General features: G+C 41.4%; 14 protein-coding genes and 2 pseudogenes. 12 read left to right on the forward strand and 4 right to left on the reverse strand.

Features of this window, described 5'->3' with window-relative positions:
* Positions 1-96: 96 nt before the first annotated feature.
* The 3 genes from WA352_RS19690 to radA all read right to left on the reverse strand — a co-directional run bounded on the left by WA352_RS19690 (position 97) and on the right by radA (position 2,963).
* A complete protein-coding gene (locus tag WA352_RS19690) occupies positions 97-273 on the reverse strand; it encodes a hypothetical protein (protein WP_336143699.1) in 177 nt (58 codons plus the stop codon).
* A gap of 219 nt (positions 274-492) precedes the next feature.
* Entirely contained in the window at positions 493-1,479 is a 987-nt protein-coding gene (locus WA352_RS19695) for a Tim44 domain-containing protein (RefSeq protein WP_033134666.1), read from the reverse strand.
* 95 nt (positions 1,480-1,574) lie between these two features.
* On the reverse strand, positions 1,575-2,963 hold the full coding sequence (gene radA / locus WA352_RS19700) for a DNA repair protein RadA (protein ID WP_004805571.1): 1,389 nt from the start codon (positions 2,961-2,963) through the stop codon (positions 1,575-1,577).
* A gap of 349 nt (positions 2,964-3,312) precedes the next feature.
* Between radA and WA352_RS19705 the strand changes: the two genes are divergently transcribed.
* The 6 genes from WA352_RS19705 (at position 3,313) to WA352_RS19730 (ending at position 9,728) form a co-directional block, all read left to right on the forward strand.
* Positions 3,313-4,821, forward strand: a complete 1,509-nt coding sequence (locus tag WA352_RS19705; RefSeq protein WP_005205053.1) for an alanine/glycine:cation symporter family protein — start codon at positions 3,313-3,315, stop codon at positions 4,819-4,821.
* Between the two features lie 293 nt (positions 4,822-5,114).
* Positions 5,115-6,527: an amino acid permease gene (locus tag WA352_RS19710; protein WP_005205050.1), complete on the forward strand. Its 1,413-nt coding sequence runs from the start codon at positions 5,115-5,117 to the stop codon at positions 6,525-6,527.
* Between the two features lie 141 nt (positions 6,528-6,668).
* Complete coding sequence (lptM, locus tag WA352_RS19715; protein WP_005321941.1) at positions 6,669-6,908, forward strand: LPS translocon maturation chaperone LptM; 240 nt, start codon at positions 6,669-6,671, stop codon at positions 6,906-6,908.
* Between the two features lie 22 nt (positions 6,909-6,930).
* Positions 6,931-8,181, forward strand: coding sequence for a diaminopimelate decarboxylase (gene lysA, locus WA352_RS19720; protein ID WP_005205045.1), 1,251 nt, complete (start codon positions 6,931-6,933; stop codon positions 8,179-8,181).
* A 6-nt stretch (positions 8,182-8,187) separates the two neighbouring features.
* Complete coding sequence (dapF, locus tag WA352_RS19725; protein ID WP_005205043.1) at positions 8,188-9,042, forward strand: diaminopimelate epimerase; 855 nt, start codon at positions 8,188-8,190, stop codon at positions 9,040-9,042.
* A 74-nt stretch (positions 9,043-9,116) separates the two neighbouring features.
* A complete protein-coding gene (locus WA352_RS19730; RefSeq protein ID WP_033134665.1) occupies positions 9,117-9,728 on the forward strand; it encodes an alpha/beta fold hydrolase in 612 nt (203 codons plus the stop codon).
* A 43-nt stretch (positions 9,729-9,771) separates the two neighbouring features.
* On the opposite strand, the gene WA352_RS19735 is transcribed toward WA352_RS19730, so the two are convergent.
* On the reverse strand, positions 9,772-10,383 hold the full coding sequence (locus tag WA352_RS19735) for a LysE family translocator (RefSeq protein WP_033134668.1): 612 nt from the start codon (positions 10,381-10,383) through the stop codon (positions 9,772-9,774).
* A 162-nt stretch (positions 10,384-10,545) separates the two neighbouring features.
* Here WA352_RS19735 and xerA point away from each other — a divergent pair, with 162 nt between their 5' ends.
* The 6 genes and pseudogenes from xerA to WA352_RS19765 form a co-directional block, all read left to right on the forward strand.
* Positions 10,546-11,433, forward strand: a complete 888-nt coding sequence (gene xerA, locus WA352_RS19740) for a site-specific tyrosine recombinase/integron integrase (protein WP_162180603.1) — start codon at positions 10,546-10,548, stop codon at positions 11,431-11,433.
* Positions 11,434-11,871: 438 nt separating this feature from the next.
* Positions 11,872-12,621, forward strand: coding sequence for an electron transfer flavoprotein subunit beta/FixA family protein (locus WA352_RS19745; RefSeq protein WP_033134663.1), 750 nt, complete (start codon positions 11,872-11,874; stop codon positions 12,619-12,621).
* A gap of 17 nt (positions 12,622-12,638) precedes the next feature.
* The gene (locus WA352_RS19750; RefSeq protein ID WP_004771288.1) at positions 12,639-13,574 is read left to right on the forward strand and encodes an FAD-binding protein; all 936 of its coding nucleotides are present in this window, start codon (positions 12,639-12,641) and stop codon (positions 13,572-13,574) included.
* Between the two features lie 77 nt (positions 13,575-13,651).
* A pseudogene (locus tag WA352_RS19755) lies at positions 13,652-14,487 on the forward strand (helix-turn-helix domain-containing protein).
* Between the two features lie 87 nt (positions 14,488-14,574).
* Positions 14,575-15,537: an MBL fold metallo-hydrolase gene (locus tag WA352_RS19760; RefSeq protein ID WP_081406976.1), complete on the forward strand. Its 963-nt coding sequence runs from the start codon at positions 14,575-14,577 to the stop codon at positions 15,535-15,537.
* A 36-nt stretch (positions 15,538-15,573) separates the two neighbouring features.
* A pseudogene (locus WA352_RS19765) lies at positions 15,574-15,795 on the forward strand (hypothetical protein); the annotation flags it as partial.
* Positions 15,796-15,928: the final 133 nt, after the last annotated feature.

Genomic DNA, 15,928 nt, shown 5'->3' on the forward strand with positions numbered 1-15,928 from the left:
AGCTTTTTTATGTCTGTACCTTTCATTTTTCTTCAAAATTGTCTGATTTTAGCTATGAGTTGTCCTTTTAAAGTGGGTCAGCGTGCCCTTGTCAATTTATGATGCGCTGAATGGCTGAATGGCTGAATGGCTGAATGGCTGAATGGCTGAATGGCTGAATGGCTGAATGGCTGAATGGCTGAATGGCTGAATGGCTGAATGGCTGAATGGCTGAATGGCTGAATGGCTGAATGCAGTGTTAGCTTGGGATAAATGATCGCAATAAAATTGCATTTATTCCCCAAAAGAGGAATGGTTTTTCTTTGAGCTTATCCGTTAGTATCAATAGACAGATCGTGCTAGGTTGTGTTCTTTATTCTAATAATAAGTAATGTTGGTTCTGTTTACACTCCGCCATTCTCCGATATAGAGAGTGGCTTTTTTTAGTTTTGCTAAAAGCTAACCCATAAAAAAAGAGCTGTCGAAACAGCTCTCTTTGTCCAATCAAAGCAATTAAGCTTGCTGGATACCCGCAACAACCCAATCTTGTTGTGAGCCAGCAGGCTTCACAAAATGCCAGATTTCAGCAAATGGTTGTGGCAAGCTATTTAAGTCTTCACTGACTGTACCGGTAAAGCGAACGCTAACAAGATATTGACCATTTTCAGTGGTGCTTTCAACAACCATTGCATTGAGGTTACTGAATTCGGCAACGTCTTGGTCTTGGTTCGCCATAATGTCGCTGTACATTGAATTATAAAGTTCAGGTGTCAAATAACGACGAATTTCTTCGACATTGCTCGCACTGTTTACCGACTGAATGTGGTTAAAACGTTGACGTGCGATACGCAAGAATGCAGCAGGTTCAGTACCATCTGGTAATTGGTTACCACTACTCATTGATGCAGCACCAAATGGCGCTTGTGGAGCAGCAGCGCCACCAGCGACAGATTGACCAAAGATATTGGTGTTGTCAGTTGCTGCTTGACGTGTCGCAGGCTGAGGTGGGGTTTGACGGCCAAAGTTATTTTGACCGCCATTGTTTGGTGCGTATGGATTATTGGCTGCTAATTTTTTTTTTGCGCCTAATTTGCGGAAAACAAAGAAGGCGATCGCTGCAGCAAGAAGAACCCAAAGCCAGCTAGGAATGCCACCTTTTTCTTCCTGTTGCTGTGCTTGAGCATTAGCCTGTTGCTCAGTTGCTGTTGGATTTTGTTGCTTGTCATCTGCTAATGCATTGGCTGCAACTGCACCCACTGCAGCACCAGCTACACCCGCAGCAACCATTGTACCTACGCCTGGACCAGATTTCTGTGGTGCAGTTTGTTGTTGAGGTGCTGGAGCTGCTTGACGAGATGGCTGGTAAGATTGGCTAGATGAACTAGATCTGCTCATGCCGTGGCTTTTACCACCACCTGCACGTTTTGCTTCCGCAAGCGGTGCAGCAACCAAAGTTGCCATTAAAAGAGCTGCCATCAAGCCACGCTGGTGTACTTGCATCGAAAATTCCTATTTAAATCCAATTTGTAAATGTATTTATGCATGTATTTCGATGGAATTTCAATAACAAAAGTATGTTTTTTTATGTCAAATGATTACCCTAATTCATCACTTAGCTGCATGGCTTCAGTCAGGGCTTCATGCAAACGGGCTACAGCAATGATTTGTACGCCATCAATCGACTTTTGTGGTGCATTTCCTCGAGGTAAGATCACATACTTAAAGCCATGTTTTGCTGCTTCTTTTAGGCGTTCTTGACCATTCGGTACAGGGCGAATTTCACCCGAGAGCCCGACTTCGCCAAAGACTGCCAATTGCTGTGGCAAGGCTTTGCCTCTTAAACTTGAAGCACATGCCAGTAGTACCGCTAAGTCAGAACCCGTCTCGGTAATTTTTAAACCACCGACTACATTGACATAGACATCTTGTCCTGAGGTTTGTACGCCACCATGTCGATGCATGACTGCCAGCAGCATATTTAAACGGTTTTGTTCCAAGCCGAGAGCGACTCGACGGGGTTGCCCATGCGCATCATCAACGAGAGCCTGAACCTCAACCAGTAGTGGGCGCGTTCCTTCACGGCTAATCATTACGATAGAGCCCGGAATGGCTTCATCATAGCGGCTCAAGAAAATAGCCGATGGATTGGCCACTTCACGTAGACCTTTATCGGTCATCGCAAATACACCGAGTTCATTGACTGCACCAAAACGGTTCTTCACAGCACGTATCATGCGGTAACGAGAGTCAGATTGTCCTTCAAAATAAAGCACACAATCGACCATATGTTCTAAAACACGTGGACCCGCTAATGCGCCTTCTTTGGTGACATGACCCACCAGGAATAAAGCAGTGCCACTATTCTTTGCAAATCGAGTCAGTAGGGCAGCAGATTCACGGATTTGTGAGACCCCACCAGGTGCTGATTGTAATGTTTCGGTATATAAGGTCTGAATTGAGTCCAAAATTGCAACAGCAGGGCGTTCTTGTGCCAACACTTCGCAAATGCGTTCGACACAGGTTTCCGCCATCACCTTAAGTGAGTCTGTGGGTAGATCTAAACGTTGAGCTCGTAAGGCAACCTGTGAAAGTGATTCTTCACCCGTCACATAAAGTGCCGAACTTTTTTTACTGGCCATATGGGTGGCGGTTTGCAACAGGATAGTGGATTTGCCAATCCCAGGATCACCACCGATCAATACTACTGAACCAATGACTAGGCCACCACCAAGCACACGATCGAATTCGCTAATGCCTGTCGGAACACGGGTTTCATTGGAGACTGTAACTTGATTGAGCGTGGTAATACTGGCTGCTTGCCCCGCATAGCCGCCTATTTTAGGTTGACCACGATGGGTAACCACTGGTTCGACACGGACTTCCAGTAAACTATTCCATTCGCCGCATTCAGAACATTGCCCAGCCCATTTGGGATGATCTGCACCACATTGTTCACATCTGTAAACGGATTTAATTTTTGCCATAAGATAAAATTGAAAACTTTCTTAAAATTAGATAAAAAAGAGTCAGGACGAAAATTTCTAACAACGCTGATCGTTCTTTATAAGGATAAAACAAGAAGACAGTACGGTTTCGTCACTGGTTGGTTAAAGGGAAGTGCTCAGGAAAATAACATGATATACAACTTATAGACAGTGTGTTTTTAGCATTCATTTTTTTGTTCAATTCACTTTTTCCATGGATGGTATAGGTGTGTTCGCTTATTTGTTGTCATGAGATTTTGATCGAATGGCATAGATATTGCTCATGCTCAGACGAATGGGAATTTAGCAGTGGCTATTTTTTCAAAATATATAATAAAGGTTGATGTCTATGAGTGCAGCAGAAATTGTAAATTGGGTAAATGGAATTATCTGGAGTCCAGCGCTGATCTATTTATGCCTAGGTGCTGGTTTGTTTTTTTCTATTTTAACTCGGTTTGTACAGGTTCGCCAAATTAAGGAAATGGCAAAGCTGTTAATTAATGGTTCATCCTCCGCGCAAGGAATTTCCTCATTCCAAGCGCTGGCAGTCTCCTTATCTGGACGTGTCGGAGTGGGGAATATTGCAGGGGTGGCGGCAGCAATTGGATTCGGTGGTCCAGGTGCTGTGTTTTGGATGTGGTTGGTTGCATTTTTGGGTGCAAGTACCGCTTATGTTGAGTCAACTCTCGGTCAAATTTATAAGGTCGAATATCAAGGTGAATATCGTGGTGGACCTGCATTTTATTTTGACCGTGGCTTAGGCCAGCGTTGGTTAGGGATTCTCTTTGCGATTGCTGCAATTATTTCCTGTGGTTTATTCCTACCCGGTATTCAAGCCAATGCGGTCGGTAATGCGTTTACCCAAATTACAGGTCAGGGCGCCATCGTATTTGGTAATGTCGGTACTTATAAATTATTGGCCTTAATCGTGATTGTTTCTTTATTGGCAATCATTATTTTTGGTGGAATTAAACGTATTGCACGCTTCGCAGAGTTCGTTGTTCCATTTATGGCCTTGGGTTATATCTTGATGGCCGTGATTATTGTGGCGATGAATATCCAAGAATTGCCTGGCGTGATCAAACTCATTTTTGAAGATGCATTTTCGCCAATGGCAGGGATTGGTGCCGCCATTGGTTGGGGGGTAAAACGCGGTGTTTACTCCAATGAGGCAGGACAAGGTACAGGACCGCACGCTGCTGCAGCCGCAGAAGTTCAGCATCCAGCACAACAAGGTTTTGTGCAAGCCTTCTCCATTTATGTTGATACGCTATTTGTGTGTTCTGCAACAGCTTTTATGATTTTGATTACTGGTATGTATAACGTACAGGGTACTTTAGAAGCTGGGCAGTTTATCGTACAGAATGTTGCGCCTGGCACTGAGATAGGTTCACCAGCATTTACGCAAATGGCGGTTAGCACAGTGTTTGGTGGTTTTGGTCAGATATTTGTTGCCTTGGCAGTGTTCTTCTTTGCCTTTACCACGATCGTGGCCTATTACTATATTGCTGAAACAAACATCACTTATCTGAGCTATATCACCAAAACGCCATCTCTTTTATTTATCACCAAATGTTTCATTATGATTTCTGTGGCTTATGGCGTACTCAGTGCAACAGGTTATATTTGGGGGATTGGTGATATTGGGGTCGGTCTGATGGCATGGATTAATATCATCGGTATTATCGTGACCTATTTTGTATGGAAACCGACCATTAAGGCTTTACGTGACTATGAAGAACAACAAAAAGCAGGAGTTAAGGAGTTTACATTTGATCCAATTAAATTGGGTATCCGTAATGCAACTTTTTGGGAGGAGCGTCTCAAAAATAAACAGAAGCAAACTTCTAATGATTGAATTATAAATCAATATTTTCTTGAGTAGAAAAAGAGTGGCTTAAATCGCCACTCTTTAATTTTGAAGTACCTTTTTATGACTGATGAGTTGCCCTCATAAGTTCATTGTATTGTTTTGGCCTTGTGCGTATGATCGAATTCGATTGTATTTCACTTGAAAAAAATACAGGTAAAACATTTCTTAGCTAAAGCAAGCCCACTCATGAATAACGAGAAAAGATACTAAAAATGGTACGAATCGTTGTTCGGCGTTGTTTCAGCTAATGGACTAAAACACTGGAGAGTTTTTGTAAAATGTCGAATCAAAATCTGAGTGAGGCTGCTGAACAAAGCGGACTTCACCGTAGCCTATCTAATCGACATCTGCAGTTGATTGCGATTGGCGGTGCCATTGGAACAGGGTTGTTCATGGGATCTGGTAAAACTATTAGTTTAGCTGGACCATCAATTCTATTTATTTACATGACCATTGGTTTGATGGTGTTCTTCGTAATGCGTGCATTAGGGGAGCTATTACTATCCAACCTTAACTACAAATCTTTTATCGATTTATCGACGGATTTAATTGGCCCTTGGGCTGGTTATTTTGTTGGTTGGACCTACTGGCTCTGTTGGGTCACCATTGGTATCGCAGATTTATCGGCCATTATTTACTATCTGGAATTCTTTAATGGTGGTGAGTCATTTACACCATTGGGCGGTTTACTGATTAGTACTGTTGCGATTGCTTTTGTACTGGGCTTGAACTTGGTCACCGTAAAACTATTCGGTGAAATGGAGTTCTGGTTTGCGATGGTGAAGATCACCGCGATTATTGTCCTGATTGCTGTTGGTTTATGGATGATCTTTACTGGATTTACCAATGCTTCTGGTACGGTTGCAAGCGTTTCCAATCTTTGGACACATGGTGGCATGTTCCCGAAAGGTTTAGATGGCTTCTTGGCAGGCTTCCAGATTGCGATTTTCGCCTTTGTTGGGGTGGAATTGGTCGGAACCACGGCTGCTGAAACACAAGATCCGAAGCGTAACTTACCAAAAGCGATTAACTCGATTCCAATCCGTATCATTATTTTCTATGTATTGGCATTGTTCGTGGTGATGTGTGTAACACCGTGGGATCAGATCAATCCTAAAGTCAGCCCATTCGTTAACATCTTCTCACAAGCTGGTATTGCTTCTGCGGCGATTATCATGAACCTGGTGGTGTTATCGTCAGTGATGTCATCCATGAACAGTGGTGTATTCTCAACTAGTCGTATGTTGTTTGGTTTATCAACGGATGAGCAAGCACCGAAGTTGTTTGGTAAATTATCGAAGTCTGCAGTTCCTGCAAAAGCTTTGATTTTCTCATCAATCTGTATCTTTATTGGCGCATTCGTTCAGTTTGTTTATAAATTACAAACGGGCACCAATGATGAAGTGACCGCATTTACTTTAGCAACAACGCTCTCTACGATTCTGTTCATCTGTGTATGGATGATCATTATGTGGAGTTATATCAACTACCGCAAAAATCGTCCTGAACTACATGCGCAATCAACATTTAAATTACCTGGCGGTGTGTTTACTTGTTGGGTGGTGATTATTTTCTTCCTTGCAACGATCTACTTCCTTGCTTTGGATGAAACGACGTTGGAATCACTCAAAGTCAGCCCGATCTGGTTTGTTATCTTGGCAATTGGTTATTTCTTCTATAAGAAAAAGTAATTCTTTAGCCGATTTAACACAAAACGCCGACCTCAAAGTCGGCGTTTTTTTATGGTTATTGTTTGATTCATTCAAGTTTAGACTTTAGCCGATCTAATGATCACGCTATACTGCTCCGAATTGTAAAAGTTAGGTGCACAGATGCTTAAAGTCATTTGTTCTATCAGTGTGTTGCTGAGCAGCGTTATTTTAACTGCATGTGGTCAGTCAGGTGCATTGCAATTACCGTCTGATCAAAATCAGGATAAGCGCGCAAAATATCTGCTTTATAAAAATGAAGCAGCTCAGGCTAAGGCTTCATCTGACGCAAAAGCAGATCAAGCAGAGGTAGAACGCCAAGCAACATCGTCAACGACTCAATCACAGACCATCTCACCTTAAGTTTGTAAATAAGGACATCTTCATGAGTTTCACTCGCATTAATGGAGTATTGCACGCTGAGCAATGTTCACTGGATCAGCTCGCACAGCAATATGGCACGCCTTTATATGTTTATTCAAAAGCAACTTTTGAAAAGCATTATTTGGATATGCACCGTGCTTTTGATTTTATTGATCATCAAATCTGTTTTGCGGTGAAGTCAAACTCAAATTTGGCTGTTCTGAGTGTATTGGCAAAGGTGGGTGCGGGTTTTGATATCGTAACTGGTGGGGAACTGGCTCGTGTACTGGCAGCAGGCGGTGAACCATCGAAAATCGTATTTTCTGGTCTAGGTAAATCTGAAGCTGATATCGAAAAAGCCTTAAATGTTGGGATAGCTTGCTTTAATGTTGAATCACATGCCGAGCTAGATCGTATTCAAAAAGTTGCAGCAAAACTTGGCAAAAAAGCACCAATTTCGTTACGTGTAAATCCAGATGTAGATGCCAAAACCCATCCTTATATCTCAACGGGTTTGAAAGAAAACAAGTTTGGTATTCCAAGTGATACGGTTGATGAAACTTATCAATATGCTGCATCGTTACCGAATCTTGAGATTGTCGGGATTGATTGTCATATCGGTTCACAATTGACTGAAACTAAACCTTTTGTGGATGCACTTGATCGTGTCATTTTAATGATTGAGCAATTGAAAAGCTTGGGTATCAACCTCAAACATATTGATATCGGTGGTGGTTTGGGTGTGCGTTATAAAGATGAAACGCCACCAAGTGTTGAAGAGTATGCCAATTCAATGCGTCCAGCTTTAGAAAAGTTGGGTCTCAAAGTATATATGGAACCGGGGCGTAGTATTTCTGCCAATGCAGGTGCATTAGTCACCAAGGTAGATTTACTCAAACCGACCAATCATCGCAACTTTGCCATTATTGATGCCGCGATGAATGACCTTATTCGTCCTGCTCTATATGAAGCGTGGATGGATATTCAGTCGGTTAATCCAAATCCTGATGTTGAAGTTAAAACTTGGGATTTAGTCGGTGCCATTTGCGAAACTGGTGATTTCTTGGGTAAAGAACGTGAGTTGGCACTTCAGGAAAATGATGTCTTAGCAGTGTTGGGTGCAGGTGCTTATGGTTTCGTAATGAGCTCTAATTATAATAGCCGTGGTCGTGCTGCCGAAGTTATGGTCAGTGGTGATCAAGCCTATTTAATTCGTGAGCGTGAAACCATAGAATCACTCTGGGAAAAAGAGCATTTGTTGCCTGAGGAGTAAATTAAGATGTATTTAGAATTTACCAAAATGCATGGGTTGGGCAATGATTTTATGGTCGTTGACCTTGTGACCCAGCGTGCTTATTTAGATACAGTGACGATTCAGCGTTTAGCCGATCGTCATTTTGGCGTGGGTTTTGATCAACTATTGATTGTTGAACCACCTGATTTTCCAGATGTCGATTTTAAATATCGAATTTTTAATGCCGATGGTTCTGAAGTCGAGCAGTGTGGTAATGGGGTACGTTGTTTTGCTCGTTTTGTACATGAGCGTCAACTCACGACCAAAACCAAAATCCGTGTGCAAACCAAAGCAGGGATTGTCGAACCTGAATTGGGTGCCAATGGTTGGGTTCGCGTCAATATGGGGCCCCCGAAATTTCTTCCAGAAGAAATTCCGTTTGTTACGCAAGAGCATGAAGATATTGAAGGTTTATACGCACTGGAACTTGCAGATAATCAGAGCATTAATATTGATGTTGTGAATATGGGTAATCCGCATGCTGTGACCATCGTACCAGATGTGCTAACCGCTGATGTTGAGCGTATTGGTCCACAAGTGGAATCACATGCGCGTTTTCCTGCACGTGTGAATGCTGGATTTATGCAAATTCTGGATGAAAAGCATATCCGTTTACGTGTGTTTGAGCGTGGTGTAGGTGAGACTTTAGCCTGTGGTACAGGGGCTTGTGCAGCAGCAGTCAGTGGTATGCGCCGTGGTTTGCTAGCAAATGAAGTTGAAGTTCAGCTTGCAGGTGGTAAGTTACATATCGCTTGGCGTGAAGGTGATGTAGTTTGGATGACTGGTCCAACCACACATGTTTATGATGCCCGTTTGGATCTTAGATATTTTCAAGGCTAAAGTTGAAATCACTAAACACTCCTAAATAGGGGTGTTTATCTTTAAAAAGAAAATTATAATTTTAAAGGATAAGAATGAATCATTTAGCCTTTCTTGCGGGCGCATCAGGTAATACTCAATTTTGGAATCCTCTGATTGCACAGCTTCCTCATCATTATACAAAGCAAGTGATTACTTATCCTGGTTTTCATGGGGTGGCAACAGATCCTGATATTCACAGTTTTGATGATCTGAGCCATTATGTACTTGAACAGATTCAACAACCTTCTATTCTGATTGCCCAATCCATGGGTGGGATTTTTGCCATTGCAGCAGCATTACAAAAAACAGAATTAGTTAAAGGTTTGATATTGATCGCGACTTCAGGCGGAATTAATTTAAACCGATTTCAAGTTCAAGATTGGCGGCAGTTTTATCAGCAAGAATATATTGAATATCCTGACTGGTTCGTAACAACGAAAGTCGACTATGAGCAAAATTTACCAGATATCGATGTGAACACTTTATTGATCTGGGGCGATCAAGATCCGATTAGTCCGATTGAGGTTGGACAATATTTAAATCAGATTCTGCAAAAATCTAAACTCTATATTGTTGATGGTGGTGATCATCAGTTGGCAGAACAATGCGCTGATGAAGTCGGCATACAGATAAACGATTATTTAAAAAATTTAGAGCGTGATTGAAATTGCTATTGAGCGTGCTGATCACAGCACGCTTTTTTATTGTTTATCGTTTGCTGAATGCGAGTTTTAGCGCAAACAAAATAAAAATACTGCCTGTGATGTGATCCATGTAGCGAATAAATTTGGGCTGCTTTAAATACCCTGAAATTGATTGCATCGCAGAGATGAGGAAGATTGACCAAATAAATCCAATCATGACATGAATCATCACCAGTCCCATGGTCCAGATGACTGGAGATGAAGACTGTGGAATGAACTGGGGAAGGAAAGAAATATAAAAAATACCGACTTTGGGATTGAGCAAATTGCCCCAGAAGCCTTTAATAAACCAGTTTTGAGTCGTTGTAGAATCATTTAAACCTGCGAGTTGGCTACGAGGCTTTAGAATAAGATTAAGTCCTAACCACGTGAGGTAAATTGCCCCCATCCATTTTAAGGCATTGAAAGCCAGATCAGATGCCATCAACAATGCACCTAAACCACAGGCCACAATCATTCCCCATACAATACAGCCAAGATTAATCCCCAAAGCAGCTTGGAATGCTTTGGCTTTACCTTCCAAGGTCGCAGTGCGAATAATCAGTGTGGTATCTAGACCGGGAGTAATGGTCAAGAGGGTGATTGCGATGAGATAGGGAATAAGCATTGTTGTCATCATGGTAGCGCCACTCAAAACTTGAAATTTATTGTATTACACAGGCATCAATTCTTCGATATCGCTTTAGCGATAAATCGCAGTAAAGTTTGTTAGACTGTAGCTGTTGGTATAGGTATAACACTGGAGAGCAACTTGGAAAGCCCTGAAAAACTGCTATCCATGTGGTTAAAAGAACGGATGATTCAAAATCAATCTGAACATACCATCTCGGCTTATCAACGTGATTTAACCGATTTCTTTAAGTTCTGCGAATATAAACAACTGCAACTCCAAGATATTGAAGCATCGGATTTGAGAGAGTATCTGGCTAATCGGGTTGAACGAGATCAATTGAGTAGTAGTAGCTTGCAGCGTCATTTAACTTCAATTCGCCAATTTATGAAGTGGGCGGAACAAGGTCAATATTTGGGACAAAATCCATCCGAAGATTTTAAATTAAAGCGTCAACCACGACCTTTACCAGGCATGATAGATATTGAGACTGTACATCAGATCTTAGATCAAGTAGCTCCTGAGAAACCTCTTGAACAACAGCTATGGTTGCGTGATAAAGCCATGCTTGAACTGTTATATTCAAGTGGTTTGCGTTTAGCTGAACTACAAGGTTTAACAGTTAAAGATATTGATTTTAACCGACAGCTTTTACGTATTACAGGTAAAGGCAATAAAACGCGTATTGTTCCTTTTGGCTTGAAGGCCAAAGACAGCTTGGTTGAATGGTTGAAAATCTATCGAATTTGGCAAGGTAGTTTTAATGCCGACTCAGCTGTTTTTATCTCACAACGTGGTAATGCCTTAACACCGCGTCAAATTGAAAATCGGGTCAAGTTGCAAGCACAACGTGCAGGTGTGAATGTCGATTTGCATCCACATTTATTAAGACATTGTTTTGCTAGTCATATGCTATCTGCCAGTGGTGATTTGCGTTCTGTACAAGAAATGCTTGGACACAGTAATTTGTCGACTACCCAGATTTATACCCATGTTGACTTTGAACAACTGGCAAAAGTGTATGATCAAACCCATCCACGTGCGCAAAAAAGCTAAATCTTGATATATTATGTTGCAAAATTGAGCGTTTAATGGTCGACTACTTTTCCCGTTTATTTCTGGTATTCGTTTAATTGCTGTTCTTACTTAATTGCCACGTTTTTGCAAAATCCAAAACACTTGTAATTTTGCTAGAAACGATCCGTTACAGATCATCCTTATTTAAATCAAAATGCCTGTTTTAGATCATTGAATTTTATAAAATATTAAAAAAATCAAAGTTTAATATTCATCACATTTATAAACTAAATTTGTAGCACCAATAATTATTTTCAATATGTGAACTGAGCGTTTCATCTTTTTTATTGCCATAGCGGAAATTGTGACTTGACCGAAATGCCAAATACATTGCAAGATAGGGCACCTAAAAAGTTTCAATCGAAGAGTTAGAATGCTCTTCATTACATTTACTTGCTTAGAACAGCCGAGGATTACATGAAGGCTCTTGTCGCTGTAAAACGTGTGGTTGATGCCAACGTAAAAGTTCGTGTTAAGCCGGACAATAGTGGGGTTGACCTTACCAACGTTAAGATGTCAATCAACCCATTCTGTGAAATCGCAGTGGAAGAAGCGGTTCGCTTAAAAGAAAAAGGAACAGTTTCTGAAATCGTTGTTGTTTCAGTGGGTTCTAAAGACGCTCAAGAACAAATTCGTTCTGCAATGGCTTTAGGTGCTGATCGCGGTATTTTAGTTGAAACTGCTGATGAAGTTGGCGCTTTAGAAGTTGCTAAAATCTTGAAAGGCGTTGTTGATGCTGAAAAACCAGAACTTATCCTTCTTGGTAAACAAGCAATTGATGATGACTCTAACCAAGTAGGTCAAATGCTTGGTGCTTTACTCGGTGCTGGTCAAGGTACTTTCGCATCTGAAGTTAAAGTCGATGGCGGTAAAGTTCAAGTAACTCGTGAAGTTGACGGCGGTCTACAAACTGTTGAGCTTGCACTTCCTGCAATCATCACTACTGACTTACGTTTGAATGAGCCACGCTATGCTGCTCTTCCAAACATCATGAAAGCGCGTAAAAAACCGCTTGATACTAAGTCACCTGCTGATTATGGCGTTACAACAGGCACTAAGCTTAAAACAATTAAAGTTGAAGCTCCTGCTGAACGTAAAGCTGGCGTACAAGTGAAGTCTGTAGACGAGCTTGTTGAAAAATTGAAAAACGAAGCGAAAGTGATCTAATACAGAAGGATAAAATCATGAGTATTTTAGTTATCGCTGATCACAACAACCAGACACTTAACGGTGCAACTTTAAACGTTGTTGCGGCAGCTCAAAAAATCGGTGGTGATATTACTGTATTAGTTGCTGGTTCTGGCGCTCAAGCAGTTGCTGACGCTGCTGCTAAAGTTGCTGGTGTGAGCAAAGTATTACTTGCTGACAATGCTGCTTATGCAAACCAATTGGCTGAAAACGTTGCTGGCTTAGTTGCTGACATCGCGAAAGGTGGATACAAATACGTATTAGCTGCTTCTACAACGACGGGTAAGAACATTCTTCCACGCGTTGCTGCACTTCTTGACGTCAGCATGATTTCAGACATCATTGCTGTTGAATCTGCAAATACTTTCAAACGCCCAATCTATGCGGGTAACGCGATTGCAACTGTTCAATCTGACGAAGCAATCATCGTTGGTACAGTTCGTGGTACAGCATTTGATGCAGTTGCTGCTGAAGGTGGTTCTGCTGCGGTTGAAGCTGTTGCAGAGGCGAAAGACGCTGGTATTTCTACCTTTGTAAACGAAGAAATCGTGAAACTTGATCGTCCAGAGTTAACTGCTGCACGTATCGTTGTTTCTGGTGGTCGTGGTGTAGGTTCTGGTGAGAACTATCACAAAGTACTTGACCCATTAGCAGACAAGCTTGGTGCTGCTCAAGGTGCTTCACGTGCTGCGGTAGATGCTGGCTTCGTACCAAACGATTTCCAAGTGGGTCAAACTGGTAAAATCGTTGCTCCAGATCTTTATATGGCGATCGGTATCTCTGGTGCGATTCAGCACTTGGCAGGTATGAAAGATTCTAAAGTTATTGTTGCAATCAACAAAGACGAAGAAGCGCCAATCAACAGTGTTGCTGACTACTGGTTAGTGGGCGATTTGAACACTGTGGTACCTGAATTGGTAAGCAAGCTGTAATTTTATAGCCTGATACTTATTCAAACAAACGCCCTTGTGCTATACATTGCTCAAGGGCGTTTTTATTTTTCATGATTATGAATATTAATTCTTCGGCTTCAATACAAGCTGATCATTTACATCGTTCACTGGTTCAACTAGCACACGCAGATATGGCGAGGGATTATTTGTGTATTCGGGCCAAGAACCAGCATGGACTGTCGAATATTAAAGTGAATCAGCTGCACATGGGGATTATTCTGCATGGGCAACAACGCTTGAATACTTATAATAAACAAATAGAGCTCAACGCAGGCGATCTTTTTATTATTAAGCCCGATACAGTAGCAGGGTGAATATCCCAGATTCAGAGACAGGCGAATATTTGACGATTCTGGTGCCAATGTGTGAAGAGGTGATTCACGCTGCACAGATGATTTGGGCCAAGCCGATTACGGATAAAACAGAATCTATCTTAAGATTTTCAATCACGGATTTTGCGGAGTCTCTGCTTGAGTGGCAAACGGCTTTGTTTCAACACGATTTGGTTAAGGCACGCTTATCTATTGCCGCGATACTGGTACAGTTATGCCAACAGCATTGTGCAGATGTACTTATTCTCCCTCAACCGAAACTGGCAACGCAAATTTACCAATGGGTTATAGAGAACCCTCAGCATCAATGGCAATCCAGTGAAATTGAAATGCGTTTAGGTTTAAGTAGCGCTACACTGCGTCGTAAACTGAGCCATGAGCAGACTTCTTTGAGAGAAATCATTACTCAGGCACGGCTTGCTTATGCATTGGAGTTGTTGTACTCAAATAAGTTGCCTATGAAAACGATTGCAGCAAAATCTGGTTATCAATCTACTGCAACATTTCGTGAACGGTTTATGCAGCGTTATGAAGTAGATCCCGCTGTTTTATCTTTGTAATAATCTAAATTGAGCGATTCACGTAGATGATTGAGCGATTTTTATCACTAAAAATAGTTAGATTTAAATTAATCAAATATCAAGGTGATGAGTGTGAAATTATTAAAGCATATCCTAATAGCGTTACTCTTTAGTACCAGCACGACATATGCTGAATCTAAACCACAGGTACAACAGGTTGATGGGTATTTTTTACAGCCTGTCGGTAATCTAAAAGTTACGGCTTTGTTTGATGGAGAGTTGGGATTACCACGCAGTGATTTGTTGGGTATTTCAACAGAGAAAGCCAATCAGCTATTCAAAGAGAATTTTGTACCTGTCGATGAACATAATCATATTGTGACCGATTTTTCTGCTTATCTCGTACAAACACCAACACAAAATATCTTAATTGATGCGGGCACGGCAAAATGTTTTGGCCCGAGCTTGGGCTATGTCCCTGAAAATTTAAAAAAGGCGGGACTACAACCTGAGCAAATTGATACCATTCTAATTACCCACGCCCATCCTGATCATCTTTGTGGAATTACGCTAGATGGAACAATGGCTTATCCAAATGCCAAAGTTTATCTGGCCAAAGAGGATGTGGACTATTGGACATCGGCTGAGAACGAAGCAAAAGCCTCTGATTTCTTTAAACCATTATTTAAAATGACATGTGATGCATTAAAACCTTATCAGCAGGCTGGACAGTTGATTGCTTTCACCAAAGATTCGTTTAAGGTTCCGAATGTTGAATTAATTACGACACATGGTCATACCGAAGGCCATTCATCTTATTTGGTCGATGGTCAGAATGGACAAAAGTTTCTGGGTTTGGGTGATGTGGTGCATTACGCTGCTGTGCAATTTCCTTATCCTGAAGCCAGTTATAAACCTGATACTAATTCTCAACATGCAATTGCGGTTCGTAAAAATATTTTCGAGCAAGCTTATCAAAATCAATGGTGGATTGGTGCTGCACATGTTGCTTTCCCTGGGATTGGTCATATCGGAAAAAATAGTAAGGGTTACCAGTGGATTCCTACACAATATCGTCCAGACAAATGAATGTTAGATTCTAATGGGGAAGAAGAAGGGAGTCTTGTTCTGTCTTTATTCTTTGCTGATAGTGTCGAGCATCACCGTTTCGTTCATACATGGTTATTCGCTGATGTAATAAGTCTGGATATTGTAGAAGAGTTATATGAAACGCCTTTTATTTTAGCCCTATTCTTTATGGCCTTTTATTTTATGCAACATGATCAAGTCGAAGTGACCGAGTCAGAAACGCTTCCAATTGAAGCTAAGTCAGGTTCTTATTCTTGAGTGATTTAATGTGGCTCAGCTCAATTTTTGAGCTTGGGCCTAATTGAAATTAGTCCATTAAATTCGTTGTTTTTATCTCATCGTTTGACGATCTTTTGCCCAAAATGGGTAAGAATCTATTTTTATCTGTCGT

Source organism: Acinetobacter sp. 102 (assembly GCF_037028485.1).
Classification (GTDB): domain Bacteria; phylum Pseudomonadota; class Gammaproteobacteria; order Pseudomonadales; family Moraxellaceae; genus Acinetobacter; species Acinetobacter higginsii.

Bases quoted from the DNA above. Each gene is read 5' to 3' on its own strand.
- dapF (WP_005205043.1), top strand. From the start codon at position 8,188: ATGTATTTAGAATTTACCAAAATGCATGGGTTGGGCAATGATTTTATG.
- WA352_RS19695 (WP_033134666.1), bottom strand. From the start codon at position 1,479: ATGCAAGTACACCAGCGTGGCTTGATGGCAGCTCTTTTAATGGCAACT.
- radA (WP_004805571.1), bottom strand. From the start codon at position 2,963: ATGGCAAAAATTAAATCCGTTTACAGATGTGAACAATGTGGTGCAGAT.
- WA352_RS19750 (WP_004771288.1), top strand. From the start codon at position 12,639: ATGAGTATTTTAGTTATCGCTGATCACAACAACCAGACACTTAACGGT.
- WA352_RS19735 (WP_033134668.1), bottom strand. From the start codon at position 10,383: ATGACAACAATGCTTATTCCCTATCTCATCGCAATCACCCTCTTGACC.
- WA352_RS19710 (WP_005205050.1), top strand. From the start codon at position 5,115: ATGTCGAATCAAAATCTGAGTGAGGCTGCTGAACAAAGCGGACTTCAC.
- WA352_RS19745 (WP_033134663.1), top strand. From the start codon at position 11,872: ATGAAGGCTCTTGTCGCTGTAAAACGTGTGGTTGATGCCAACGTAAAA.
- WA352_RS19690 (WP_336143699.1), bottom strand. From the start codon at position 273: ATGCAATTTTATTGCGATCATTTATCCCAAGCTAACACTGCATTCAGC.
- lptM (WP_005321941.1), top strand. From the start codon at position 6,669: ATGCTTAAAGTCATTTGTTCTATCAGTGTGTTGCTGAGCAGCGTTATT.
- xerA (WP_162180603.1), top strand. From the start codon at position 10,546: ATGTGGTTAAAAGAACGGATGATTCAAAATCAATCTGAACATACCATC.
- lysA (WP_005205045.1), top strand. From the start codon at position 6,931: ATGAGTTTCACTCGCATTAATGGAGTATTGCACGCTGAGCAATGTTCA.
- WA352_RS19730 (WP_033134665.1), top strand. From the start codon at position 9,117: ATGAATCATTTAGCCTTTCTTGCGGGCGCATCAGGTAATACTCAATTT.
- WA352_RS19760 (WP_081406976.1), top strand. From the start codon at position 14,575: ATGAGTGTGAAATTATTAAAGCATATCCTAATAGCGTTACTCTTTAGT.
- WA352_RS19705 (WP_005205053.1), top strand. From the start codon at position 3,313: ATGAGTGCAGCAGAAATTGTAAATTGGGTAAATGGAATTATCTGGAGT.